20 protein-coding genes are annotated in these 24,837 nt (G+C 70.8%); 13 read left to right on the top strand and 7 right to left on the bottom strand.

The genetic code is table 11. The features are described from left to right. Window positions 1-8: 8 nt before the first annotated feature. On the top strand, window positions 9-617 hold the full coding sequence (locus tag ACLZOT_RS45870) for a hypothetical protein (protein ID WP_416975219.1): 609 nt from the start codon (window positions 9-11) through the stop codon (window positions 615-617). A 25-nt stretch (window positions 618-642) separates the two neighbouring features. Here the strand turns inward: ACLZOT_RS45870 and ACLZOT_RS45865 are convergent, their stop codons facing one another. The 4 genes from ACLZOT_RS45865 to ACLZOT_RS45850 all read right to left on the bottom strand — a co-directional run bounded on the left by ACLZOT_RS45865 (window position 643) and on the right by ACLZOT_RS45850 (window position 6,033). After that, a complete protein-coding gene (locus ACLZOT_RS45865) occupies window positions 643-1,692 on the bottom strand; it encodes a methyltransferase (protein WP_416975218.1) in 1,050 nt (349 codons plus the stop codon). A 170-nt stretch (window positions 1,693-1,862) separates the two neighbouring features. After that, window positions 1,863-3,545: a thiamine pyrophosphate-binding protein gene (locus ACLZOT_RS45860; RefSeq protein ID WP_416975217.1), complete on the bottom strand. Its 1,683-nt coding sequence runs from the start codon at window positions 3,543-3,545 to the stop codon at window positions 1,863-1,865. Beyond that, window positions 3,542-4,513 (bottom strand): agmatinase, encoded by a 972-nt coding sequence (gene speB, locus ACLZOT_RS45855; protein ID WP_416975216.1) that lies wholly within the window; start codon window positions 4,511-4,513, stop codon window positions 3,542-3,544. The genes ACLZOT_RS45860 and speB overlap by 4 nt, the downstream gene beginning before the upstream one ends. A gap of 50 nt (window positions 4,514-4,563) precedes the next feature. Next, window positions 4,564-6,033: a sodium:solute symporter gene (locus ACLZOT_RS45850; protein ID WP_416975215.1), complete on the bottom strand. Its 1,470-nt coding sequence runs from the start codon at window positions 6,031-6,033 to the stop codon at window positions 4,564-4,566. A 140-nt stretch (window positions 6,034-6,173) separates the two neighbouring features. Here ACLZOT_RS45850 and ACLZOT_RS45845 point away from each other — a divergent pair, with 140 nt between their 5' ends. Then, window positions 6,174-7,826, top strand: coding sequence for a PucR family transcriptional regulator (locus ACLZOT_RS45845; RefSeq protein WP_416975214.1), 1,653 nt, complete (start codon window positions 6,174-6,176; stop codon window positions 7,824-7,826). A gap of 73 nt (window positions 7,827-7,899) precedes the next feature. Then, window positions 7,900-8,688 carry a phosphatase gene (locus ACLZOT_RS45840; protein WP_416975213.1) on the top strand — a complete coding sequence of 263 codons (789 nt, stop codon included), beginning with the start codon at window positions 7,900-7,902 and terminating at the stop codon, window positions 8,686-8,688. Between the two features lie 80 nt (window positions 8,689-8,768). On the opposite strand, the gene tesB is transcribed toward ACLZOT_RS45840, so the two are convergent. From tesB to ACLZOT_RS45825, 3 genes are all read right to left on the bottom strand, one after another. Then, a complete protein-coding gene (tesB, locus tag ACLZOT_RS45835; RefSeq protein ID WP_416975212.1) occupies window positions 8,769-9,641 on the bottom strand; it encodes an acyl-CoA thioesterase II in 873 nt (290 codons plus the stop codon). 46 nt (window positions 9,642-9,687) lie between these two features. Further along, a complete protein-coding gene (locus tag ACLZOT_RS45830; RefSeq protein ID WP_416975211.1) occupies window positions 9,688-10,845 on the bottom strand; it encodes an acyl-CoA dehydrogenase family protein in 1,158 nt (385 codons plus the stop codon). Window positions 10,846-11,046: 201 nt separating this feature from the next. Next, complete coding sequence (locus tag ACLZOT_RS45825; RefSeq protein ID WP_416975210.1) at window positions 11,047-11,646, bottom strand: TetR/AcrR family transcriptional regulator; 600 nt, start codon at window positions 11,644-11,646, stop codon at window positions 11,047-11,049. A gap of 97 nt (window positions 11,647-11,743) precedes the next feature. On the opposite strand from ACLZOT_RS45825, the gene ACLZOT_RS45820 reads away from it, so the two are divergent. The 10 genes from ACLZOT_RS45820 (at window position 11,744) to ACLZOT_RS45775 (ending at window position 24,739) form a co-directional block, all read left to right on the top strand. Continuing rightward, window positions 11,744-13,360 (top strand): carboxyl transferase domain-containing protein, encoded by a 1,617-nt coding sequence (locus ACLZOT_RS45820; protein WP_416975209.1) that lies wholly within the window; start codon window positions 11,744-11,746, stop codon window positions 13,358-13,360. A gap of 106 nt (window positions 13,361-13,466) precedes the next feature. Next, window positions 13,467-15,431 carry an acetyl/propionyl/methylcrotonyl-CoA carboxylase subunit alpha gene (locus ACLZOT_RS45815; RefSeq protein WP_416975208.1) on the top strand — a complete coding sequence of 655 codons (1,965 nt, stop codon included), beginning with the start codon at window positions 13,467-13,469 and terminating at the stop codon, window positions 15,429-15,431. Then, complete coding sequence (locus ACLZOT_RS45810; protein ID WP_416975207.1) at window positions 15,424-16,374, top strand: hydroxymethylglutaryl-CoA lyase; 951 nt, start codon at window positions 15,424-15,426, stop codon at window positions 16,372-16,374. Before ACLZOT_RS45815 ends, ACLZOT_RS45810 begins: the two co-directional genes overlap by 8 nt. Beyond that, window positions 16,374-17,534 (top strand): acyl-CoA dehydrogenase family protein, encoded by a 1,161-nt coding sequence (locus ACLZOT_RS45805; RefSeq protein WP_416975206.1) that lies wholly within the window; start codon window positions 16,374-16,376, stop codon window positions 17,532-17,534. The genes ACLZOT_RS45810 and ACLZOT_RS45805 overlap by 1 nt, the downstream gene beginning before the upstream one ends. A gap of 134 nt (window positions 17,535-17,668) precedes the next feature. Continuing rightward, a complete protein-coding gene (locus ACLZOT_RS45800; RefSeq protein ID WP_416975205.1) occupies window positions 17,669-18,724 on the top strand; it encodes an ABC transporter substrate-binding protein in 1,056 nt (351 codons plus the stop codon). Between the two features lie 7 nt (window positions 18,725-18,731). Then, window positions 18,732-19,553 carry a siderophore-interacting protein gene (locus ACLZOT_RS45795; protein ID WP_416975204.1) on the top strand — a complete coding sequence of 274 codons (822 nt, stop codon included), beginning with the start codon at window positions 18,732-18,734 and terminating at the stop codon, window positions 19,551-19,553. Between the two features lie 138 nt (window positions 19,554-19,691). Then, window positions 19,692-21,134, top strand: a complete 1,443-nt coding sequence (gene desA / locus ACLZOT_RS45790; RefSeq protein ID WP_416975203.1) for a lysine decarboxylase DesA — start codon at window positions 19,692-19,694, stop codon at window positions 21,132-21,134. Then, window positions 21,118-22,386, top strand: coding sequence for a lysine N(6)-hydroxylase/L-ornithine N(5)-oxygenase family protein (locus tag ACLZOT_RS45785; RefSeq protein WP_416975202.1), 1,269 nt, complete (start codon window positions 21,118-21,120; stop codon window positions 22,384-22,386). Before desA ends, ACLZOT_RS45785 begins: the two co-directional genes overlap by 17 nt. 5 nt (window positions 22,387-22,391) lie before the next feature. Then, the gene (locus ACLZOT_RS45780) at window positions 22,392-22,961 is read left to right on the top strand and encodes a GNAT family N-acetyltransferase (RefSeq protein WP_416975265.1); all 570 of its coding nucleotides are present in this window, start codon (window positions 22,392-22,394) and stop codon (window positions 22,959-22,961) included. After that, window positions 22,958-24,739, top strand: a complete 1,782-nt coding sequence (locus ACLZOT_RS45775; RefSeq protein WP_416975201.1) for an IucA/IucC family protein — start codon at window positions 22,958-22,960, stop codon at window positions 24,737-24,739. The genes ACLZOT_RS45780 and ACLZOT_RS45775 overlap by 4 nt, the downstream gene beginning before the upstream one ends. The last annotated feature ends 98 nt before the right edge of the window (window positions 24,740-24,837 follow it).

The following is a 24,837-nucleotide window of genomic DNA, read 5'->3' as shown; positions in this document are numbered from 1 at the left end:
GAACGACGGTGAGCTACGCCCTGGAGATGAGTACGGGGGACATGCGCCAGGTGGTCCGACTGCTGACGGCGGTGGAGCGGACGCCGGAGCAGGAGGAGCACCTCGGCAGGGTGCGGGAGCGCTGCAAGGCCCTGGACGTCAGACTTGAGAGCCAGGGGGTCCACTACGACGTACCGGTGATCCGCGCGCTGGAGGAGCTGATCGACGGCGCCCCGTCGAGGACCCTGGGCCCGGCGTACGCCCACGCCTTCCACGAGGTCGTGACGTCCTGTTTCTCGTACACCACCGACCTGGGCAGCTGGCGCCGGATGTCCTGGTTCCAGACGGTCTCCAACGACCTGGCCCGCAACGGCATCCCGCCGGCCCTGCTCCCGGAGACGTTCCTCTTCTGCGGCCCGCCCCTCCCGCTCCCCCACCCCGGCGACACCCACCCCCGGATCGGCACCCTCTCCCTCCGGCAGGCCGCCGAGGCGGCGACCGCGTACACCGCCGTCCTCGACCGCGTCCACCCCGACTGCCAGGACACGGTCCGCCGCTTCACCGAGGCGTTCCGCTTCGAACTGAACGACTGGCGCCCGGGCTCGGCGGCGGACACGCTCTTCTTCTGGTTCGACTGACCCGCGTTCGACCGACCTGCGGGAGTCACCCCTCGGCGGCCACCCCCTCCACCACCGACAGCACCGACCCGGTCGGAATCACCCGGCTCAACCGCAGCCCCGCCGCCGCGAAGAGCGCCGCGAAGTCGGACGCCGTACGCTCCCGTCCCCCCAGCGAGGCCATCATCATGAGGTCGAGGGTCTTGGACTGGTGGGGCGCGTTGCCGGGCGGGACGACGGCGTCGAGGACGAGGACGCGCCCGCCGGGGCGCAGGGAGTCACGGCAGTGGCTCAGCAGGGTGACGCAGCGGTCGTCGTCCCAGTCGTGGGTGATGCGCTTCATCATGATGACGTCGCCGGCGGGTACGGCGGCGAAGAAGTCGCCGTCCGCGAGGGTCCAGCGCCCGGCGATGTCCTTGTCGCCGGCCAGCCGGTGGCCCGCGAGGACGTGGGCGCGGTCGTACAACACGCCCTCCAGGCCCGGGTTCTGCCGCAGCGTCTCCTGGAGGAGGCCGCCGTGCCCGCCCCCGACGTCGACGACCGTGCCGGTGGCCGGGAAGTCGTACGCGGCGGCGATGACCGCGTTCTCGGGGTCGGACATCGCGGCCATCCCGACATGGAAGACGGCGGCCGTCCGCTCGTCCTGCGCGAAGTAGTCGAAGAACGGCATCCCGAACATCGCGTCGAACGCGGTGACTTGACCGGTCAGACAGCCGGCCAGCTCCCCGGCGGGCTGCCACATGCTCCGATCGGTGATCATGAGTACGGCGCTGCGCACGGAACCCGGCACGTCGCCGCGCAGCGCCTGCCCGGCGTCGGTGAGCGTGAACGCCCCGCGCGTGTCCTCCTCGACGATGCCGCGGGTCGCGAGGAGCCGCAGCACGCGGTAGAGCCCGCGCTCGTCCGCGCCGGTGGCGACGGCGAGCTGGGCGGGGGTGCGGGGGCCGTCGGCGAGGTGGTCGGCGACCCCCGTCTCGGCCGCCGCGCGCAGGGCCGCGGGCTGGAGGAAACCGAGCGCCTCGTCGACGAGGAACGCGCCGGAACGGCGCAACCGCTCGCCCTCCGCCTCCGGGACACCCGCCGCACCCTGCACCATGCCGCTCTCCTCACCACGCGAGCCGAAAGTAACTCTCCGTGCACCCAGAGTGACATGTCGCACTGACAGAGCGGAACACCCGAAAGAGCCAACCTCCTCCGGGAGACCGGAAACATCAGAAGCACATCGGAGAACCGCAAGAAGCGCGCGGAACCGGAACCGGAAACCGGCTACAGGTGCGTCGGCGCGAACATCCGCAGCACCGCCGGCAGCACCACCACCGAAGGCCCGGGCTCCGCAAGGGACTTGGCGAGGTCCCCGGCCAGCGTCTCCACCGAACTCAGCACCCCCGGCACCCCGAACGACTCGGCCAGCGCCACGAAGTCGGGCCGGACCAGCTCGGTCCCGGTGGCCTCGCCGAACGCGTCGGTCATGTACTCCCGCAGGATCCCGTACCCGCCGTCGTCGACGATGAGCCAGGTGACGTCGGCCCCGTACTGCCGGGCCGTGGCCAGTTCGGCGATGGAGTAGAGCGCGCCCCCGTCCCCGGACACGGCGAGCACGGGCCGCGTCGGATCGGCGGCGGCAGCGCCCAGCGCGGCGGGGAACGCGTACCCCAACCCCCCGGCGCCCTGGGCGGAGTGCATGAGGTTGGGTGCCCCGGCGTCGAACCCGGCCCACGCCCAGTACCCCAGGATGGTCATGTCCCAGAACGACGCGGCCCCCTTGGGCAGCGCACGCCGCACGGACGCCAACACCCCTTGCTCCAGGTCGAGTTGCTGGCCGGCGAGCCGCTCCCCCACCTTCGCGAGCAACTCCCGTACCCGCACCGGCGCTTGCTCGTCGACCCGGTCGGTGACGGTCTCCAGGAGCGCCTGCACCGCGAGCCGCGCGTCGGCGTGGATGCCGAGCGCGGGGTGGTTGGACTCCAGCTTGCCGAGATCCGCCTCGACCTGGATCACCCGGCCGCGCGGCCTGAACGTGTGGTAGTTGGAGGAGAGTTCACCGAGCCCGGAGCCCAGGACGAGCAACACGTCGGCGTCTTCGAGGAGTTCGGTGGTGTGCCGGTCCTCCATCCACGACTGCAGGGACAGCGGGTGCTTCCAGGGGAACGCGCCCTTCCCGCCGTACGTCGTGACGACGGGCGCGGAGAGCCGCTCGGCCAGTTTCCGCAGCTTGCCGGAGGCGTCCGCGCGGACCACCCCGCCGCCCGCGACGATCACCGGACGTTCGGCACGGGAGAGCAGGTCGGCGGCGACAGCGGTGAGTTCGGGGCGGGGGGCCGGCTCCTCCGGGGTCGCGTCGACGCCGGTCACGACGGGGAGCGCGGCCGGCGCGAGGAGCACGTCCTGCGGGATCTCCACCCACACCGGCCCGTGCGGCGCGGACAGCGCCGACCGCCACGCCTCCGCGAGCGCCGAGGGGATCTGCGACTGGGTGCGGACGGTGTGGACGGACTTCACGACACCCCTGAACGAGGCCGCCTGGTCCGGGAGTTCGTGGAGGTGGCCGTGGCGTCCGCCGCCGAGTCCGGCGGTCGGGACCTGGCTACAGATCGCCAGGACCGGCGCCGAGGCGGCCGCCGCCTCCTGGAGCGCGGCGAGCGAGGTCAGCGCGCCGGGCCCGGTGGACAGCAGCAGCGGCGCCGCCTCACCGGTGACCCGGCCGTACGCGTCGGCCGCGAAGCCCGCGTTGTTCTCCACCCTGAGACCGACATACCTGAGACCGGAGCGGCGCAGCGCGTCGAACATGCCGAGCGCGTGCTGACCGGGCAGCCCGAAGACGGTCGTGGCTCCCAGGCTGGACAGGGTTTCCACGACCAGGTCCCCGCCGATCCGCCCGGCGGGCGGGTTCAGCGCGGCCTCGGTCTGGGCCGCCGTCGGACTGAGGACGAGGTCATGGTCGTGAGTCACTGTGCGCGGGCCTCGGCAATCTGGCGGGACATGAGGGTGACCAGCTCGTACGCCGTGTGGGAGGCGGCGACGGAGGTGATCTCGGCGTGGTCGTAAGCCGGAGCAACCTCTACCACATCGGCGGAAACGAGGTTGCACCCGGACAGGCCGCGCAGAATCTCAAGGAGCTCGCGGGACGTCATACCTCCGGCCTCGGGGGTACCCGTACCAGGGGCGTGCGCGGGGTCGAGGCAGTCGATGTCGATCGAGATGTACAGCGGCCGGTTCCCCACCCGCTGCCGGAGCTGGTCGGCGACCTCGTCGACGCCGCGCCGCATGACGTCGGCGGAGGTGACGATCCCGAAGCCCATCTTCTCGTCGTCGGTGAGGTCCTGCTTGCCGTAGAGCGGGCCCCGGGTGCCGACGTGCGAGAGCGCCGAGGTGTCGAGGATGCCCTCCTCGACCGCGCGCCGGAACGGGGTGCCGTGCGTGTACTCGGCCCCGAAGTACGTGTCCCAGGTGTCGAGATGGGCGTCGAAGTGCAGCAGCGCGACCGGCCCGTGCTGCTTGGCGACCGCCCGCAGCAGCGGCAGCGCGATGGTGTGGTCACCGCCGAGCGTCATCAACCGTGCTCCGCCGTACAGGAGTTGGTCGGCGGCGGCTTCGACCGTCTCGACGGCCTCGTTGATGTCGAACGGGTTCACCGCGATGTCCCCGGCGTCCGCGACCTGCGCGAGCGCGAACGGCGAGGCGTCCTGCGCCGGGTTGTACGGCCGCAGCAGCCGCGACGCCTCCCGGATCGCGTTCCCGCCGAACCGCGCCCCCGGCCGGTACGAGACCCCGGAGTCGAACGGCACGCCCACGACCGCGACTTCGGCCTTCCCGCCGACCTCGTCGATCCTCGGCAGCCGCGCGAACGTCGCGGGTCCGGCGTAGCGGGGAATGCGGGAGGAGTCGACGGGCCCGCGGGGCGTCTCGTGCTCGACCATGGTGAAGTGCCTTCTTCCTCACGCCTGTTGGCGTGTTCTGCCGATATCTCCTACGACGAGGTCGTCGCCGTACGAAGCTGTTGTTCCGTCAGTTCCGGTGCGTGCCCGGCGAGTCGCTCGCGCCAGGCGGCGAGGACCGCCGCGTCGGCCGGCGGGGTCGCCAGCGAGACGGCGACGTAGGCCACGAGGGAGGCCGAAAGTCCGTAGTACACGGGCTCGTTGGCGAGAATGCCGTACGTCGCCATCAGCCCGATGACCGAGCCGCCGCCGACCACGACCGAGGCGAGCGCGCCGTGCACCGTGCCCCGCTTCCACAGCAGGCCGCCGAGGATGGGGACGAGCAGGCCGCCGACGAGGAGGTTGTAGGCGACGGTCAGCGCCTCGACCACGTTGTCGATCGCGACGGCCGTACCGATCACCGCGATCCCCATGACCAGGATGAACCGCCGGTTGTCGCGGACCTCGTCCCCGCTCCCGGCGCCCGCCGCTGTGCCCCGCAGCCGCGCCCAGATGTCGTTGTTCGCGACCGTCGCGCAGGCGATGAGGGCGCCGGACGACGTCGACATGACCGCCGCGAGGGCCGCCGCCAGCACCAACCCGCGTACGCCGATGGGGAGTTCGTCCTTCACGATCGTCGCGAAGGCGTCGTCCGCCGAACTCAGGTCCGGGTACAGGACTTTGGCCGCCGTACCGATCACGGCGCCCGCCAGCGCGTACGCGAGGCAGTACGAACCCGCCACCGTGCCGCCCCACTTGGCGGTGCGGTCGCTGCGGGCCGTGAACACGCGCTGCCAAATGTCTTGGCCGATGAGCATGCCGAAGGTGTAGATCAGCACGTAGGTGAAGATCGTCTCGCCGCCGATGCCCAGCGGGTCGAAGTACGAGGTCGGCAACTCGTCGCGCATGGCGCCGAATCCGCCCGCCTTGACGACCGCGATCGGCAGCAGCAGGAGCAGGACGCCGATGGTCTTGACGACGAACTGCACCATGTCCGTGAGGGTGATCGACCACATCCCGCCGAGGGTGGAGTAGGCGACGACGATCGAGCCGCCGAGGACGATCGCGAGGGTGCGGTTCATGTCGAGGAGGACGTCGAAGATCGTGGCGTAGGCGATGGTCGAGGTCACCGCCAGCATCAGGGTGTAGGCCCACATGACCACCCCCGAGATCACGCCGGCCCGGCCGCCCCCGTACCTGAGGTCGAGCATCTCGGAGACCGTGTACACCTTGAGGCGGGCGATCCGGGCGGAGAAGAAGACGCTCAGGGCGAGCAGGCCGAGGCCGATGGTGAAGACCATCCAGGCGCCGGACAGGCCGTACTGATACCCGAGACCTACCCCGCCGATCGTGGACGCGCCGCCGAGGACGATCGCCGCCATCGTCCCGGAGTACATCGCGGGACCGAGCCTGCGGCCCGCCACCAGGAACTCGCTCTTCGAGCGGGCGCGGCGCATGCCCCACCAGCCCATGGCCAGCATCCCGGCCAGGTAGACGACGATCACGGTGTAGTCGACGGCCATGGAATCCCTCACTCTGGCTGCGCGCCCGGGAGCGCTCGTTGTCGCCGTGCGGGTGACGGACTCCGACATTAGGTGGCCGGAAAGCGACTGCGAAGTGTACGTTTCCCACACCCTCGCGGTACGGGATGGAGGAAACGCACATGCATGGCGAACCGCCGGTCACCCCGCCCACCCCGCCCGTCCCCCTCGCCGCGCTCCTCGCCCGCGAGGACCTCGCCCTGCGCCAGATCGCCGGCCCCGCGGACCCGGCCACCGTCCTGTACGGCGCCCTCACCTCCGAGATGGCCGACCCGTACCCGTACCTCCTGGGGGGCGAGCTGCTCCTCACGGCGGGCGTGCACATCCCGGAGGCCACCGGTTCGGGGACGTACTTCGACGACTACGTCTCCAGGGTGATCGCCGCGGGCGGCGTAGCTCTCGGGTTCGGGGTCGCCCCCGTCCACGACACGGTCCCCCGCGCCCTGGTCGCCGCCTGCGAGGCGTACGGGTTGCCGCTGATCGAGGTACCCGAGGAGACGACGTTCGCGGCGGTCGCCCGCGCGGTGTGGCAGCTGATGGAGCGGGTCCGCACCGCGGAGCTGCGCCGGGTGACGGAGGCCCAGCAGAGCCTTGCGGCGGCGGCCTCACGGCCGGACCCGGTCCCGGCGGTGCTGCGGCAGCTGGCCCAGCGGACCGGGGGGCGGGCGGTGCTGTTCGGGCCGGAGGGGGTGGAGGTCGCGGCGGCGGGGACGGTGGGTGCGGCGGGCTCGGGGGACCTGACAGGCGGGGTGGGCGTGCCGGGCCCGGTGGGCCTGACAGGCACCGCTTCCGGAGCCGATGTCGACGCCGCGCTCGCCGACCTCGCGCACCTCGTCACGACCCGCGCCTCGACGACGGCCACCGACACGGATCCCTCCACAGGGGTACACCTCACGGCCTACGCCTTGGGTACCACGGGCGCCACGGGCCTCACCGGCAAGGGCGCCGCAGGTACCCCGGGTACCACCCCCATCCCCCGCCGCCCCTTCGCCCTGACCCTCGCCGCCCTCCACCGCACCCCCGCCGACCACACCATCACCTCCGTCGCCGCCGTCCTCCTCACCCTCCTCACCGACGAACGCCAGAGCGCCCCGGAGACGACCCGCACCACCTCCCTCGTCCGCCTCCTCCTGGGCGCACCCCCGGCAGAGGTGGCCCCCCTCCTCGGCGCCGACCGCTGGATCGTCGTCCACGCCCGCCGGTCGAACCGCCACTCCGCCGACCCCGACCACCCCTCGGCCACCCCCGAAGCCGCCCTCACCCTCGCGTCGTCCCTGGGTACCCCCCTCGTGGACCTCGCCCCCGACCTCGTCCGCCTCCTCCTGGCCGCCGACCAGGACCCGTACCCCACCCCCGACCCCCCACCGGGCTGGACCCTGGGGATGAGCGCCGCCGTCACCCCCGCCGACTGGCCCGCAGCCGACGCACAGGCGGCACGGGCGCTCGCGCGGGCGGCGGCGACCCGTGTCCCCCTGGTGAGGCACACCGCGCGCACGACGCTGACCGCGCTGATCGCCCCGCAGGACGCGCAGGCGCACGCGCGGGCGCTGCTCGCGCCGGTCGCCAAGAGCCCCGCGCTGACCGAGACGCTGCGCACCTGGCTGTCCCTGCACGGGAGTTGGGACCGGACGGCGGTGGCGCTCGGCGTGCACCGCAACACCGTGCGCCAACGCATCGCGCGCTGCGCCGGGTTGCTGGGGACGGACCTGGACGACCCGGACGTACGGATGGAGTTGTGGTTCGCGCTCAGGGAACGGGCAGGCGGCGAGGCATGATCGCCGACGTGACCCGCGTCCCAGCGCCCGTAACCGCGCTGACGCGCACAGGCGTCCGGGACAGAATGGGGGTATGCCGATACCCCGGATCCCCACCCGCAGCGAGCTCGTCGACCACCTGGTGAAGACCCGCATCGCGGGTCAGGTGGCCACTCCGCGCGAGAACAACCTCTCTCACTACCGCCAACTCGCCAACGGTGTGCGGAACTTCTGGCTCGGCCTGGAACTGGGCGACCGATGGGCGGACGAGCAGGACGTGCTCGCCGTGATGGCGGAGCGGGTCGGGGTGAACGACGATCCGGAGTACCGGTACGGGCAGGACACCATCGACCCGGAGCTGACGGTCGACGCGCTGGACCGGATGGCGGCGCGGCTGCGGAAGGCGGCGGACGGGCACCAGCGGGTGCTGTTCGCGACGGGTCACCCGGGCGGGCTCCTCGACGTGCACCGCACGGTCGCCGCCGCCCTGCGCACGGCCGGCTGCGACATCGTGGTGATCCCGGACGGCCTCCAGACGGAGGAGGGGTACGTCATGCAGTTCGCCGACGTCGCCGTCCTCGAACACGGCGCGACCCTGTGGCACACGCACTCCGGCGAGCCGATGCGGCAGATCCTCACGGCCCTCGAACGCACCGCCCGCGACCTGCCGGACCTCGTCGTCGCCGACCACGGCTGGGCCGGGTACGCCGGCCAGCACGGCATCGACTCCCTGGGGTACGCCGACTGCAACGACCCCGCCCTGTTCCTCGCGGAGTCGGAGGGGACGGTGCAGGTGGCGGTGCCGCTGGACGACCACGTGGTCAGCCCCAGGTACTACGACCCGATGGTGGCGTACCTGCTGGCGGAGGCGGGGCTGAGATGACCTGTAGCTCTCAGGTCGTACCCGGCTAACCCTCCCGGGGGACCCGGCCCCAGCGCCCCCCGGCCCGCCCCGCAGTACCCCTAGCTCTCCCGGGGGACCCGGACCACGCCCTCCTGGATCACCGAGATCGCGAGCTGCCCGTCCTGCGTGTAGATCCGCGCCTGCCCGAGCCCCCGCCCCCCGTGCGCCGACGGCGACTCCTGGTCGTACAGGAGCCATTCGTCGGCCCGGAACGGCCGGTGGAACCACATCGCGTGGTCCAGGGAGGCCCCGACGACGTCCCCCACGGCCCAGCCCCCGCGCCCGTGCGCGAGCAGGACGGAGTCGAGGAGGGTCATATCGGAGACGTAGGTCGCGAGGACCACGTGGAGCAGCGGGTCGTCGGCCAGCTTGCCGTTCGTGCGGAACCAGACCTGGGAGTGCGGTTCACGGGGCTCGCCGAACTGACCGTACGGCGGCTCCTCGACGTACCGCAGGTCGATCGCCTCGCGGGCTTCGAGGAAGCGTTCGACGACCTCGGGCGCCAAGTGGCCGTACCCGCGCAGCCGTTGATGGCTGGTCGGCAGGGACTCCGGGTCGGGCGCGGGCGGCATCGGGGCCTGGTGGTCGAGGCCGTCCTCGTACGTCTGGAAGGACGCCGACAGCGCGAAGATCGGCCGGCCGTGCTGGACGGCGACCGCGCGGCGGGCCGTGAAGGAGCGGCCGTCGCGCAGGCGCTCGACCGTGTAGACGATCGGGGCGCCGGGGTCGCCGGGGCGCAGGAAGTAGGCGTGCAGGGAGTGCGCGAGCCGGTCCGGCGGGACGGTGCGCCCCGCCGCGACGAGCGCCTGGGCCGCGACCTGCCCGCCGAAGACCCGGGGGACGACGGCGGAGCGGGACTGGCCGCGGAAGATGTTCTCCTCGATCTGTTCGAGGTCGAGCAGATCGAGGAGATCCTCAAGTGCCTCGGTCATGGCCCCTAGTTTCTTGACTGATCGTTGCCGGGGCCTTTCCCGCTGCTTACAGGCCCATGTTCTTCGCGATGATCGTCTTCATGATCTCGCTGGTGCCGCCGTAGATGCGGTTGACGCGGTTGTCCGCGTACAGGCGGGCGATGGGGTACTCGTTCATGAAGCCGTAGCCGCCGTGGAGCTGGAGGCAGCGGTCGATGACGCGGTGCGCGACCTCGGTGGTGAAGAGCTTCGCGGAGGCGGCCTCGGCGGGGGTCAGCTCGCCCGCGTCGAGCGCCTCGGTGGCGCGGTCGACGACGGCCTCGGCGGCGTCCACCTCGGCCTGGCAGGCGGCCAGCTCGAACTTGGTGTTCTGGAAGGCGGCGACCGGCTGGCCGAAGACGACGCGGTCCTTGACGTACTGCGTCGCGAACCGGATCGCGGCCTTGGCCTGCGCGTACGCGCCGTAGGCGATGCCCCAGCGCTCGGAGGCGAGGTTGTGGCCGAGGTAGTAGAAGCCCTTGTTCTCCTCGCCGAGGAGGTCCTCGACGGGGACCTTGACGTCGACGAACGCCAGCTCGGCGGTGTCGGAGGTCTTCAGGCCGAGCTTGTCGAGCTTGCGGCCGACGGAGTAGCCCTCGGCCTTCGTGTCGACGACGAAGAGGGAGATGCCGTGGCGGCGGTCCTCGGCGGTCGGCGCGGAGGTGCGGGCGCAGACGATCATGCGGTCGGCGTGGACGCCGCCGGTGATGAAGGTCTTGGCGCCGTTGAGGACGTAGTGCGTGCCGTCCTCGCTCAGCTTGGCGGTGGTCTTCATGCCCGCGAGGTCGGAGCCGGTGCCCGGCTCGGTCATCGCGATGGCCCACATCTCCTCGCCGGAGACGAACTTCGGGAGGTAGCGCTTCTTCTGCTCGTCGGTGGCGAGCAGCTTCACGTACGGCAGGCCGAGCAGCGTGTGCACGCCGGAGCCGCCGAACGTCACGCCCGCGCGCGCGGTCTCCTCGTAGATGATCGCCTCGAACTTGTACGAGTCGATGCCCGCGCCGCCGTACTCCTCGGCGACCTGGATGCCGAAGACGCCCAGCTCGGCCAGCTTGTAGTAGAACTCGCGCGGCGCCTGCCCCGCGGCGAACCACTCGTCGTACACCGGCACGACCTCGGCCTCGATGAACGCCCGAAGGGTCTCCCGGAACGCCTCGTGATCCTCGTTGAACACCGTACGGCGCACGCCGCCACCTCCCGCTACCTGTCTAAGCGCTTGCTCATACTCCAAGATACCGGCGAGTACGACACTCAGTCCAGGGTGACCTTGCCCACCCGCGCGCGCCACCCCCTGGACCCGAACGGCACATGCACCCCAGGGGACTCAGCGCTTCCGCACATGACCTGATCGGCCACCCCGCACGGACGCCGATCCGGTCATTTCCGGTCACCCCCCGTCCGCCGCCGCCCCGAACGCCCCCCGGGCCATCCGGTGCAGCAGCCGCGCCGTGTCCCCCCGCCCCGGCAGCGACCCCGCGCGCCCGAGGTGCGGCGTCGAGTTCAGGAGGCCGAAGACCGAGTGGACGGCGGAGCGCGCGGCGGGTTCGGGCAGCGCGGGGTACACCTCGCGCACGACCTCCACCCACAGCTCGACGTACTGCCGCTGGAGCTGGCGGACGAGCTTGCGGTCGCTGTCGCGCAGGCGGTCGAGTTCGCGGTCGTGGAGGGTGATGAGGGGTCGGTCGTCGAGGGCGAAGTCGATGTGGCCCTCGATCAGGGAGTCCAGCACGCGCGCGGGGGGCTCGTCGGTGGATTCCTGGAGGCGGCGGCGCGCGCCCGTGAGGAGCTGCCCGCTGATGCCGACGAGGAGCTCGGCGAGCATCGCGTCCTTGCCGGCGAAGTGGCGGTACAGGCCGGGTCCGCTGATGCCGACGGCCGCGCCTATCTCGTCGACGCCGACCCCGTGGAAGCCGCGCTCGGCGAAGAGGCGAGCGGCCTCCCGGAGGATCTGGTCACGCCGGGTGGGAGCGTCGGTTCTGGTGCCCATGAAATCGATTCTAGACAGGCTTGTTAGCGGTCGTTAACATGGAGTCATGAGTTAACGCTCATTAACTCCAGCCCACTACTGCGGAGGGGAGCGCGACATGGCGCAGGAACCCGTGCTGACCAGCGCGGCAGACCCGGCGTCGGAAACGTGGCGGGTGAACGAGGCGGCCCACCAAGCCCTCGCCGAGGAGCTGCGCGGCAAGCTCGCGGCGGCCAGGCTGGGCGGCGGCGAGAAGGCCCGCGCCCGGCACACCGCGCGCGGCAAGCTCCTCCCGCGCGACCGCGTGGACACCCTCCTGGACCCCGGCTCCCCGTTCCTGGAACTGGCCCCCCTCGCGGCCGAGGGGATGTACGGCGGCCAGGCCCCGGCGGCCGGTGTCGTCGCGGGCATCGGCCGCGTGAGCGGGCGCGAGTGCGTGATCGTCGCGAACGACGCCACGGTCAAGGGCGGGACGTACTACCCGATGACCGTGAAGAAGCACCTGCGCGCGCAGGAGGTCGCCCTCGACAACCGCCTCCCGTGCGTGTACCTGGTGGACTCGGGCGGCGCCTTCCTCCCGATGCAGGACGAGGTCTTCCCGGACCGCGACCACTTCGGCCGCATCTTCTACAACCAGGCCCGTATGTCCGGCGCGGGCATCCCGCAGATCGCGGCGGTGCTGGGCTCGTGCACGGCGGGCGGCGCGTACGTCCCCGCGATGAGCGACGAGGCGGTGATCGTCCGCGGCCAGGGCACGATCTTCCTGGGCGGCCCCCCGCTGGTGAAGGCGGCCACGGGCGAGGTCGTCACGGCGGAGGAGCTGGGCGGCGGCGAGGTCCACGCGCGCGTGTCGGGCGTGACGGACCACCTCGCGCAGGACGACGCGCACGCGCTGCGCATCGTCAGGAACATCGTCGCCACCCTCCCCGCGCGCGGCCCCCTCCCCTGGGAGGTGAAGCCGGCCGCCGAGCCGAAGGTGGACCCCTACGGCCTGTACGGCGCGGTCCCGGTCGACCCGCGCACCCCGTACGACGTCCGCGAGGTCATCGCGCGCATCACCGACGGCTCGCGGTTCGCGGAGTTCAAGGCGGAGTTCGGCCAGACCCTGGTCACCGGCTTCGCGCACATCCACGGCCACCCGGTCGGCATCGTCGCCAACAACGGCATCCTGTTCTCCGAGTCGGCCCAGAAGGGCGCCCACTTCATCGAACTGTGCGACCAGCGCGGCATCCCGCTGCTGTTCCTGCAGAACATCTCGGGCTTCATGGTCGGCAAGGACTACGAGGCGGGCGGCATCGCGAAGCACGGCGCGAAGATGGTCACGGCCGTCGCGTGCACGCGCGTCCCGAAGCTGACGGTCGTGATCGGCGGCTCGTACGGCGCGGGCAACTACTCGATGTGCGGCCGCGCCTACTCCCCCCGCTTCCTGTGGATGTGGCCCGGCGCGAAGATCTCCGTCATGGGCGGCGAACAGGCCGCCTCGGTCCTCGCGACCGTCAAGCGCGACCAGGTGGAGGCGCGCGGCGAACAGTGGCCGGCCGCCGACGAGGACGCCTTCAAGGCACCGATCCGCGCGCAGTACGACCAGCAGGGCAGCGCGTACTACGCGACGGCCCGTCTGTGGGACGACGGCGTGATCGACCCCCTGGAGACCCGCCAAGTCCTCGGACTCGCCCTGACCGCCTGCGCGAACGCCCCCCTGGGTGACCCCCAGTTCGGCGTCTTCCGGATGTGAGGGCTGCCTATGCGGCTAAACCGCCGCCGCTCTCGCGGAGGTGGTTGCTCGCCTTCGTGGTTCCTCAATTAATGGTTGCGGTGATCTCGTGGAAAGAGAGTTCTTCATGTTTGGGACCGTTCTGGTTGCCAACCGGGGCGAGATCGCCGTCCGCGTCATCCGCACGCTGCGCGCGCTGGGCGTGCGTTCGGTCGCCGTGTACTCGGACGCCGACGCGGACGCACGGCACGTCCGGGAGGCCGACACGGCCGTACGGATCGGGCCGGCGCCCGCGTCGGAGAGCTATCTGTCGGTGGAGCGCATCCTGGAGGCCGCCGCCCGTACGGGCGCGCAGGCGGTGCACCCCGGGTACGGCTTCCTCGCGGAGAACGCCTCCTTCGCGCGCGCCTGCGCCGAGGCGGGGCTCGTGTTCATCGGCCCGCCCGCCGAGGCTATCGCGCTGATGGGCGACAAGATCCGCGCCAAGGAGACCGTCCAGGCGGCCGGCGTGCCCGTCGTCCCGGGCGGGCGTGACCCCGAACTCGCCGAGGCGGCCCGCGCGTTGGGCGCCCCCGTGCTGCTCAAGCCGAGCGCGGGCGGCGGCGGCAAGGGCATGCGCCTGGTACGCGACCTGACCGCGCTGGACGAGGAGATCGCCGCCGCCCGCCGCGAGGCCCGCGCCTCCTTCGGCGACGACACGCTCCTGGTCGAGCGCTGGATCGACCGCCCCCGGCACATCGAGATCCAGGTCCTGGCGGACGGCCACGGAAACGTGGTCCACCTGGGCGAGCGCGAGTGCTCCCTCCAGCGCCGCCACCAGAAGGTCATCGAGGAGGCCCCCTCGGTCTTCCTCGACGCATCCGCGCGCGCGGCGATGGGCGAGGCGGCCGTACAGGCGGCGCGCTCGTGCGGGTACGTCGGCGCGGGGACGGTCGAGTTCATCGTCCCCGGGAGCGACGCCACGCAGTACTGCTTCATGGAGATGAACACCCGCCTCCAGGTGGAGCACCCGGTCACCGAACTCGTCACGGGCATCGACCTGGTGGAGTGGCAACTGCGCGTCGCCGCCGGCGAGAAGCTCCCCTTCACGCAGGACGACATCACTCTTGAGGGCCACGCGGTGGAGGCCCGCCTCTGCGCCGAGGACCCCACGCGCGGGTTCCTCCCGACCGGCGGCACGGTCCTCAGGCTCCGCGAGCCCGAGGGCGCCGGCATCCGCACCGACTCGGGGCTCAGCGAGGGCACCGAGGTCGGCAGCCTGTACGACCCGATGCTCGCGAAGGTCGTCGCGTACGGGCCGGACCGCGAGACCGCCCTGCGCAGGCTCCGGGGAGCCCTCGCGGAGACGGTCACCCTGGGCGTGCAGACCAACGCCGGGTTCCTGCGCGCGCTCCTGGCCCACCCGGCGGTCGTCGCGGGCGAGCTGGACACGGGGCTCGTCGAGCGCGTCGCGGGGGACCTGGTCTCCGACGCCGTACCGCAGGAGGTGTACGAGGCGGCGGCGGCCGTACGTCTCGAAGCGCTCCGGCCGGCCGAGGAAGGCTGGGTCGACCCCTTCTCCGTACCGAGCGGCTGGCGGCTGGGCGGGGAGGCGAAGGCGACCGCGTTCCCGCTGCGGGTGACGGGACTCGAACCCGTCACGCACGCCCCGCGCGGGACGGCGACGGTGACGGACGACCAGGTCTCGGTGACCCTGGACGGCGTCCGCCACACGTTCCACCACAGCGGCGACTGGCTGGGCCGCGACGGCGACGCCTGGCAGGTCCGCGACCACGACCCGGTCACCGCCTCCCTCACCGGCGCCACGCACACCGGGGCGAACGCCCTCACCGCCCCCATGCCCGGCACGGTCACGGTCGTCAAGGTCGCGACCGGCGACGAAGTCACCGCAGGGCAGAGCCTGTTGGTCGTCGAGGCGATGAAGATGGAGCACGTCATCGCGGCCCCGTACGCGGGCACGGTCACCGAGCTGGACGTCACCCCGGGCGCGACGGTCGCCATGGACCAGGTTCTGGCGGTCGTCACCCCGACCGAACCGAACGCCCCGAACGACCCCGCGGGCGCCCCTCCCCAGGAGGCCCCCGATGCCTGAACTCCCCATGACCGTCCCGGCCGACGGCCTCCCGGCGCGCGTACGCATCCACGAGGTCGGCGCCAGGGACGGCCTCCAGAACGAGAAGACGACCGTCCCCACAGAGGTCAAGGCGGAGTTCATCCACCGTCTGGCGGACGCCGGCCTCACCAGCATCGAGGCGACGAGCTTCGTCCACCCCAAGTGGGTCCCCCAACTGGCGGACGCGGAGGCCCTGTTCCCCCGGATCAGCCAACTGCCGGTCGATCTCCCGGTGTTGGTCCCCAACGACCGCGGCCTGGACCGGGCCCTCGCGCTCGGCGCCACCCGCGTCGCCGTCTTCGCCAGCGCCACGGAGTCCTTCGCCAAGGCCAACCTGAACCGCACGGTCGACGAGTCCCTCGCGATGTTCGAACCGGTCGTCGCCCGCGCGAAAGAACACCAAGCCCACGTCCGCGGCTACCTGTCGATGTGCTTCGGCGACCCCTGGGAGGGCCCGGTCCCGATCCCCCAGGTCGTCAAGGTCACCAAGGCCCTGCACGACATGGGCTGCGACGAGTTGAGCCTCGGCGACACGATCGGCGTGGCGACCCCGGGCCACGTACAGGCCCTCCTCAAGGCGCTGAACGACGCCCAAGTCCCCACCTCCGCCCTGGCCGTCCACTTCCACGACACCTACGGCCAGGCCCTCGCGAACACCCTCGCCGCCCTCCAGCACGGCGTCACCACGGTCGACGCCTCCGCGGGCGGCCTCGGCGGCTGCCCGTTCGCCAAGTCGGCCACCGGCAACCTGGCCACCGAAGACCTCGTGTGGATGCTCCAGGGCCTCGGTATCGACACCGGCACCGACCTCGGCCGGCTCGTCGCCACCAGCACCTGGATGGCCGACCGCCTGGGCCGCCCGAGCCCCTCCCGAACCGTCCGCGCCCTCGCCCGCGAGGAACTCTCCCACAAGGAACAGTGATGGACTACCGCCTCTCCCCCGAGCTGGAAGAACTCCGCCGCACGGTCGAGGAGTTCGCCCACGACGTCGTGGCCCCCAAGATCGGCGACTTCTACGAGCGCCACGAGTTCCCGTACGAGATCGTCCGCGAGATGGGCCGTATGGGCCTGTTCGGCCTGCCGTTCCCGGAGGAGTACGGCGGGATGGGCGGCGACTACCTGGCGCTGGGCGTCGCGCTGGAGGAACTGGCCCGCGTCGACTCGTCGGTGGCGATCACCCTGGAGGCGGGCGTCTCCCTGGGTGCGATGCCGATCCACCTGTTCGGCACGGACGAGCAGAAGCGCGAGTGGCTCCCGCGCCTGTGCGCGGGCGAACTCCTCGGCGCCTTCGGCCTGACGGAGCCGGACGGCGGCAGCGACGCGGGCGCGACGCGTACGACGGCCCGCCTGGACCCGGACACGGACGAATGGGTCATCAACGGCACGAAGTGCTTCATCACCAACTCGGGTACGGACATCACGGGGTTGGTGACGGTCACGGCGGTCACGGGCCGCAAGCCGGACGGCAAGCCGCTGATCTCGTCGATCATCGTCCCCTCGGGCACGCCGGGCTTCACGGTCGCCGCCCCGTACTCGAAGGTCGGCTGGAACGCCTCCGACACCCGCGAGCTGTCCTTCGCGGACGTACGCGTGCCGGCCGCGAACCTGCTCGGTGAACTCGGCCGTGGCTACGCCCAGTTCCTGCGGATCCTGGACGAGGGCCGGATCGCCATCGCCGCGCTGGGGACGGGTCTCGCGCAGGGCTGCGTGGACGAGTCGGTGAAGTACGCGAAGGAGCGCGAGGCGTTCGGGCGGCCGATCGGCGCGAACCAGGCCATCCAGTTCAAGATCGCCGACATGGAGCTGAAGGCGCACACCGCGCGCCTGGCGTGGCGGGACGCGGCGGCGCGGCTGGTGGCGGGCGAACCCTTCAAGAAGGAGGCGGCGTTGGCGAAGCTGCACTCCTCGACGGTCGCGGTCGACAACGCGCGCGACGCGACGCAGATCCACGGCGGCTACGGCTTCATGAACGAGTACCCGGTGGCCCGGATGTGGCGCGACTCGAAGATCCTGGAGATCGGGGAGGGCACGAGCGAGGTGCAAAGGATGTTGATTGCAAGGGAGTTGGGCCTCGTGAGCTGACATCTCACAACCCACAGGCCATCCATAGCTTTCGATCCAAGGCGACCACCCCTAGGAACATCAACTGAGGTTAGGCTAACCTACCTTCGATCTGTCCCGGCGGTGCTCCCGCACGTTCGAAAGCAGCCTCACCCATGGCCAACGCCAGAACCACCCACCTCACCCGTCGCGGCATCCTGGCCGCCGGCGGAGCCCTCGGCCTCGGTGCCGTCCTCGCCGCCTGCGGGGACGACGACGCGAAAAGCGGTGGTTCTGAATCGGCGAGCCCGAGCGCGAACGCCGCGAAGCCGGGCCCGTGGACGTTCAAGGACGACCGCGGCACGACCGTGCGGCTCGACAAGACCCCCGCGACGATCGTCGCCTTCATCGGCGTCGCCGCCGCGCTCCACGACTACGGCATCGAGGCCAAGGGCGTCTTCGGCCCGACCAAGACGTCGGCCGGCCAGGCCGACGTCCAGGCCGGCGGCCTCGACATCTCGAAGGTCGAGATCCTCGGCAACGTCTGGGACGAGTTCAACGTCGAGAAGTACGCCGCCCTCGCGCCGGACGTCCTGATCTCCACCATGTTCGACGCGGCCGGCACCCTCTGGTACGTCCCCGAGGCGTCCAAGGACAAGATCGCCAAGCTGGCGCCCAGCGTGGGCATCTCGGTGTTCGACCGCCAGCTCACCGCGCCGCTGGAGCGGATGTGGGAGCTGGCCGAGTCGCTCGGCGCGGACATGACGGCCGCGAAGGTGACCGCCGCGAAGAAGCGGTTCGAGGACGCGGCGACCCGGCTGCGCGCCGCCGCGAAGGCCAAGCCCGACATCAAGGTCCTCGTCGGTTCCGCGAGCGCCGAGCTGTTCTACGTTTCCGGCAGCAACCTCTCCATCGACCTGGAGTACTTCAAGGCCCTCGGCGTGAACTTCGTCGAGCCGCCCGCGGACGTCCTGAAGGCGAGCGGCGGTTGGTACGAGTCGCTGAGCTGGGAGAACGTCGACAAGTACCCGGCGGACATCATCCTGATGGACGACCGCACCTCCGCGATCCAGCCCGCGGCGATCACCAAGGAGACCTGGAAGAAACTGCCCGCCGTCAAGGCCGGCCAGGTCATTCCGCGCTCGACCGAGCCGATTCTCTCCTACGACAAGTGCGCGCCGCTTCTGGAGAATCTCGCGGCGGCCATCGAGAAGGCCAAGAAGGTCTCGTGATCCCCGGATGACCGATTCCGCCGAGTCCCCGTTCCGTTTCTTCTCCCTCCACGTGACGCGGACCCGGCGGATTTCGCCGTCTCTCGTCCGCGTTTCCTTCGCCGGTGACGATCTCCGGCATTTCCATTCCCACGGGTACGACCAGTCCCTGTCACTGTTCGTCCCGCATCCCGGCCAGCGCGAGCCCCGAGTTCCCATCGAACTCGGCGACGGCTGGTGGCAGGGCTGGCGCGACCTCCCCGACGACATACGGGCCGTGATGCGGTCGTACACCCTGCGGGAACTGCGCCACGAGCCCGACGAGCCAGTCGAGATAGACATCGACTTCGTGCTCCACACCCCCGCCGGCCCCGCCTCGGCCTGGGCCGAACGGGCCGCGCCCGGCGACCGGGTCCTCCTGCTGGGCCCCGCCGTCGCCGACAACCGGGCGATCCGCTTCCGGGCGCCGGACGACGCCGACCTGGTCGTCCTGTGGGGTGACGCGACGGCGCTTCCCGCCATCGCGGCGATTCTTGAGGCGCTGCCGGAGAACCGGCGGGTCCGGGCATGGATAGAGATCCACGACGCCTCGGACGTCATTCACCTGGCCGCCCCTCCCGACACCGAGATCAATTGGCTGGTCGGCGAGGATTCGCTCGCCCATCTCCGAGCCGCTCAATTGCCGCCCGCCGCACTGCCGTACGTCTGGATCGCCGGGGAATCCGGTTCGGTGAAATCGCTGCGGCGCCATTTCGTCCAGGAGCGCGGAATCGACCGGCGCCGGGTCGCCTTTGTCGGTTATTGGCGGCAGGGGATGTCCGAGGAGGAATTGCGGGCCTCCGGGGAGTGAACGTGATCACGGTCACCACACAGTCGCGATTTCGAACAGCAAACTTAGGTTAGGCTAACCTTAGTTCGATCACCTCGCGATCGTCCCCCCGATCACCCCCACGCCGCCGCCGTCCCCTTCACCTCCGGAGGACCCCGCATGCGCTCGCACCTGCTCAACGACACGACCGCGGAGCAGTACCGCCGCTCCGTGACCGACGGAGTTGCACGGGTGGCCGCCAGACTCGCCGCCACCGACCGCCCGTTCACGGGTGTCACGGTCGACGCCCTCGCCCCCCGCATCGGGCGGATCGACCTGGACAAGCCGCTGCACGACCCGACGGCGGTCCTCGACGAGCTGGAGGAGGTCTACCTCCGGGACGCGGTCTACTTCCACCACCCCCGCTACCTCGCCCACCTCAACTGCCCGGTCGTCATACCGGCGGTGGTCGGCGAGGCCGTCCTCAGCGCGGTCAACTCCTCGCTGGACACCTGGGACCAGTCGGCGGGCGGCACGCTGATCGAGCGGAAACTGATCGACTGGACGACCGAGCGCATCGGCCTCGGCCCGGCGGCGGACGGCGTCTTCACCTCCGGCGGCACCCAGTCCAACCTCCAGGCGCTGCTGCTGGCCCGCGAGGAGGCCAAGGCCGAGGACCTCGCCACCCTGCGGATCTTCGCCTCCGAGGTCAGCCACTTCAGCGTGAAGAAGTCCGCCAAACTCCTCGGCCTGTCCGCCGATGCGGTCGTCTCGATCCCCGTCGACCACGACAAGCGGATGCAGACGGTCGCCCTGGCAAGGGAGTTGGAGCGCTGCGAGGCGGCCGGCCGCACCCCGATGGCCGTCGTCGCCACCGCCGGCACCACCGACTTCGGCTCCATCGACCCGCTCCCCGAGATCGCCGAACTCTGCGCCCAGTACGGCACTTGGCTGCACGTGGACGCGGCGTACGGCTGTGGCCTGCTGGCCAGCCGCAAGTACCGCCACCGCATCACCGGCATCGAGCGCGCCGACTCCGTCACCGTCGACTACCACAAGTCCTTCTTCCAGCCGGTGAGTTCGTCGGCGCTCCTGGTCCGCGACGCGGCCACCCTGCGGCACGCGACCTACCACGCCGAGTACCTGAACCCGCGCCGGATGGTCCAGGAGCGCATCCCGAACCAGGTCGACAAGTCCCTCCAGACGACCCGCCGCTTCGACGCGCTCAAGCTGTGGATGACGCTGCGCACGATGGGCTCGGACGGAATCGGCGAACTCTTCGACGAGGTCTGCGACTTGGCGGTCGAGGGCTGGCAACTCCTGGCCGCCGACCCGCGGTTCGACGTCGTCGTGGAGCCGTCGCTGTCCACGCTGGTCTTCCGCTACATCCCGGCCGCGGTCACCGACCCTTCGGAGATCGACCGCGCCAACCTGTACGCCCGCAAAGCCCTGTTCGCGTCCGGTGCCGCGGTCGTCGCGGGCACGAAGGTCGGCCACCGCCACTACCTGAAGTTCACCCTGCTGAACCCCGAGACCACGGCGGACGACATCGCCGCCGTCCTCGACTTGATCGCCGGCCACGCCGAGCAGTACCTGGGAGAGTCCCTTGACCGCGCGTCCTGACACCACGCATGACTTCGTGGGCATCGGCCTCGGCCCCTTCAACCTCGGCCTCGCCTGCCTGACCGAGCCGATCGACGGACTCGACGGCGTCTTCCTGGAGTCGAAGCCCGACTTCGCGTGGCACGCGGGCATGTTCCTGGACGGCGCCCACCTCCAGACCCCGTTCATGTCGGACCTGGTCACCCTCGCCGACCCCACCTCGCCCTACTCCTTCCTCAACTACCTGAAGGAGAAAGGCCGGTTGTACCCGTTCTACATCCGCGAGAACTTCTATCCGCTGCGGGTGGAGTACGACGACTACTGCCGCTGGGCCGCGAACAGGCTGACCAGCGTCCGCTTCTCGACGACGGTCGAGGAGGTCACGTACGACGACGAGCTGTACGTCGTCCGCACCACCGCCGGCGACACCTACCGCGCCCGGAAACTGGTCCTCGGCACCGGCACTCAGCCCCACTGCCCGGCGGCCGTCCAGGGCCTCGGCGGCGACTTCCTGCACAACTCCCGTTACGTGCAGCACCGTTCGGAGCTGGTGAAGAAGGAGTCGATCACGCTGGTCGGCTCGGGCCAGTCCGCCGCCGAGATCTACCACGACCTCCTGAGCGAGATCGACGTCCACGGCTACCGCCTCAACTGGGTGACCCGTTCCCCGCGCTTCTTCCCGCTCGAATACACCAAGCTGACGCTGGAGTTGACCTCCCCGGAGTACATCGACTACTTCCGCGCTCTGCCCGAGGCCACCCGCTACCGGCTCACGGCCCAGCAGAAGGGCCTGTTCAAGGGCATCGACGGCGAGCTGATCAACGAGATCTTCGACCTGCTCTACCGCAAGAACCTCGGCGGTCCGGTCCCCACCCGTCTCCTCACCAACTCCGCCCTGAACAGCGCCACTTACGACAACGGCAGCTACACCCTGGGCTTCCGCCAGGAGGAGCAGGGCAAGGACTTCGAGCTGGTGAGCGAGGGCCTGGTCCTGGCGACCGGATACGCCTACACCGAGCCGGAGTTCCTCGCCCCGGTCCGCGACCGCCTGGTCTACGACTCCCACGGCAACTTCGACATCGCCCGCAACTACGCGATCGACACGACCGGCCGGAGCGTCTTCCTCCAGAACGCCGGGGTGCACACGCACAGCGTCACCTCCCCCGACCTGGGTATGGGGGCGTACCGCAACAGCGTCATCATCGCGGAGCTGCTGGGCTACGAGTACTACCCGGTGGAGAAGACCATCGCGTTCCAGGAGTTCGCGATATGAGCGGGATGAGCGGGATGAACGGCGGTACTACCCGGGTAGTACCGGGCGCCTTCACCTTCCGCCCGGTCGACCCCCTCACCGACTCCGAGCTCCTGCACTCCTGGCTGACCCACCCCAAGGCGGCCTACTGGATGATGCTGGACGCCCGGCTCGAAGACGTCGAGCGCGCCTACATGGCCGTCGCCGCCGACGAGCACCAGCAAGCCTTCCTCGGCCTGGAGGACGGCGTCCCGGTCTTCGTGATGGAGCGCTACGACCCCGTCCACCGCGAACTGACGGGCCTGTACGACCCGTTGCCCGGCGACGTCGGCATGCACTTCCTCACCCCCGCGACCGACACCCCCCGCAGCGGCTTCACCCTGGCCGTCATCACCGCCGTCATGGCCCACCTCTTCGAGGACCCGGCGGTCGAGCGGGTCGTCGTCGAACCGGACGTGTCCAACACGGCCGTCCACGCCCTGAACGAAGCCGTCGGATTCGTCGCCGAACGCGAGATCCAGAAGCCGGAGAAGACAGCGTTGCTGAGTTTCTGCACCCGGGAGCACTTCCTCGATGCGACGGCGGTGACCGCGTGACCCTCGCCGGCTCCGTCGCCCACCTCTCCCCCGAACGCTGGGAGCGGGCCAACCGCCTGCTGATCCGCAAGGCCCTCGCCGAGTTCACGCACGAACGCCTCCTGAACCCCGAGGAGAATCCCGAGGAGGACAAGGGGAGTTATCTCGTCCGCAGCGACGACGGCCGGACGGCGTACCGCTTCACGGCCGTCCGCCGCGCCCTCGACCACTGGCAGGTCGACGCCGCCTCCATCACCCGCACCCGCGGGGGCGCCGAACTCCCCCTGGCCGCCCTGGACTTCTTCATCGAGCTGAAGGACACGCTCGGCCTGAGCGAGAAGGTCCTCCCGGTCTACCTGGAGGAGATCTCCTCCACCCTCTCCGGCACCTGCTACAAGCTCACCAAGCCGAAGCTCACCTCCGACGAGCTGATCGACGCCGGTTTCCAGGCGATCGAGACCGGCATGACCGAGGGCCATCCCTGCTTCGTCGCCAACAACGGCCGGCTCGGCTTCGGGGTCCACGAGTACCTCGCGTACGCTCCGGAGACCGCGAGCCCGGTCCGCCTGGTCTGGCTCGCCGCACACCGCTCGCGCGCCGCGTTCACGGCGGGCGCCGGCATCGAGTACGAGTCGTTCGTGCGGGGGGAGTTGGGCGAGGAGACCGTCGACCGGTTCACGGAGCGGCTGCGCGAACTCGGCCACGACCCCGCCGAGTTCCTCCTCATCCCCGTCCACCCCTGGCAGTGGTGGAACAAGCTGTCGGTGACGTTCGCGGCGGAGGTCGCGCGCGGGACGCTCGTACCGCTCGGCGAGGGCGACGACGAGTACCTCGCCCAGCAGTCGATCCGCACGTTCTTCAACAGCTCCCACCCTGAGAAGCACTACGTCAAAACGGCGCTCTCGGTCCTCAACATGGGCTTCATGCGCGGGCTTTCGGCCGCGTACATGGAGGCGACCCCGGCCATCAACGACTGGCTCGCCCAACTCATCGACAACGACCGGGTGTTGAAGGAGTCCGGCCTGTCGATCATCCGGGAGCGGGCCGCCGTCGGCTACCGGCACCTGGAGTACGAGGCGGCGACCGACCGCTACTCGCCGTACCGCAAGATGCTCGCCGCGCTCTGGCGGGAGAGCCCCGTCTCCCGTCTCCAGGAGGGCGAACAGCTCGCGACGATGGCCTCGTTGGTCCATGTGGACCACGAGGGCCGCTCGCTGGCCGTCGCGCTGGTCGAGCGGTCGGGCCTGGACCCGGTGGAGTGGCTGGGGCGCTACCTGGACGCCTACTACACACCGCTGCTGCACTCCTTCTACGCCTACGACCTGGTGTTCATGCCGCACGGCGAGAACACGATCCTGGTGCTGCGCGACGGTGTCGTCCAGCGGGCGGTCTACAAGGACATCGCCGAGGAGATCGCCGTCATGGACCCGGACGCGGTGCTGCCGCCCGAGGTCCGCCGGATCGCGGTCGACGTCCCCGAGGACAAGAAACTCCTGTCGATCTTCACGGACGTCTTCGACTGCTTCTTCCGCTTCCTCGCCTCCGACCTCGCCGCCGCGGGCGTCCTCGCCGAGGACGACTTCTGGCGGACGGTCGCCGGGACGACCCGCGCCTACCAGGAGGCGAACCCCGAACTCGCCGACAAGTTCCGGCAGTACGACCTGTTCGCCCCCGAGTTCGCGCGCTCCTGCCTCAACCGGCTCCAGTTGCGCGACAACGAGCAGATGGTCGACCTCGCCGACCCGGCGAGCGCCCTCCAGCTGATCGGTACCCTCGAAAATCCCGTCGCGGGGTACTGATCACACAGGCGGGGGGGCCCCCCGCCCGGGGGGGGGGGGGGCCGCCCCCCCCCGCGGGGCCCCCCAGGCCTGGGCGCCACCAAACCGCCAGCCGGCCC

The sequence above is a fragment of the Streptomyces sp. 4F14 genome (assembly GCF_048159485.1).
Lineage (GTDB): Bacteria > Actinomycetota > Actinomycetes > Streptomycetales > Streptomycetaceae > Streptomyces.
This window is presented reverse-complemented; position numbering and strand designations above follow the sequence as displayed.

Bases quoted from the DNA above. Each gene is read 5' to 3' on its own strand.
- ACLZOT_RS45815 (WP_416975208.1), top strand. From the start codon at position 13,467: ATGTTTGGGACCGTTCTGGTTGCCAACCGGGGCGAGATCGCCGTCCGC.
- tesB (WP_416975212.1), bottom strand. From the start codon at position 9,641: ATGACCGAGGCACTTGAGGATCTCCTCGATCTGCTCGACCTCGAACAG.
- ACLZOT_RS45800 (WP_416975205.1), top strand. From the start codon at position 17,669: ATGGCCAACGCCAGAACCACCCACCTCACCCGTCGCGGCATCCTGGCC.
- ACLZOT_RS45825 (WP_416975210.1), bottom strand. From the start codon at position 11,646: ATGGGCACCAGAACCGACGCTCCCACCCGGCGTGACCAGATCCTCCGG.
- ACLZOT_RS45810 (WP_416975207.1), top strand. From the start codon at position 15,424: ATGCCTGAACTCCCCATGACCGTCCCGGCCGACGGCCTCCCGGCGCGC.
- ACLZOT_RS45845 (WP_416975214.1), top strand. From the start codon at position 6,174: ATGCATGGCGAACCGCCGGTCACCCCGCCCACCCCGCCCGTCCCCCTC.
- ACLZOT_RS45805 (WP_416975206.1), top strand. From the start codon at position 16,374: ATGGACTACCGCCTCTCCCCCGAGCTGGAAGAACTCCGCCGCACGGTC.
- ACLZOT_RS45795 (WP_416975204.1), top strand. From the start codon at position 18,732: ATGACCGATTCCGCCGAGTCCCCGTTCCGTTTCTTCTCCCTCCACGTG.
- speB (WP_416975216.1), bottom strand. From the start codon at position 4,513: ATGGTCGAGCACGAGACGCCCCGCGGGCCCGTCGACTCCTCCCGCATT.
- ACLZOT_RS45840 (WP_416975213.1), top strand. From the start codon at position 7,900: ATGCCGATACCCCGGATCCCCACCCGCAGCGAGCTCGTCGACCACCTG.
- ACLZOT_RS45865 (WP_416975218.1), bottom strand. From the start codon at position 1,692: ATGGTGCAGGGTGCGGCGGGTGTCCCGGAGGCGGAGGGCGAGCGGTTG.
- ACLZOT_RS45780 (WP_416975265.1), top strand. From the start codon at position 22,392: ATGAGCGGGATGAACGGCGGTACTACCCGGGTAGTACCGGGCGCCTTC.
- ACLZOT_RS45820 (WP_416975209.1), top strand. From the start codon at position 11,744: ATGGCGCAGGAACCCGTGCTGACCAGCGCGGCAGACCCGGCGTCGGAA.
- ACLZOT_RS45850 (WP_416975215.1), bottom strand. From the start codon at position 6,033: ATGGCCGTCGACTACACCGTGATCGTCGTCTACCTGGCCGGGATGCTG.
- desA (WP_416975203.1), top strand. From the start codon at position 19,692: ATGCGCTCGCACCTGCTCAACGACACGACCGCGGAGCAGTACCGCCGC.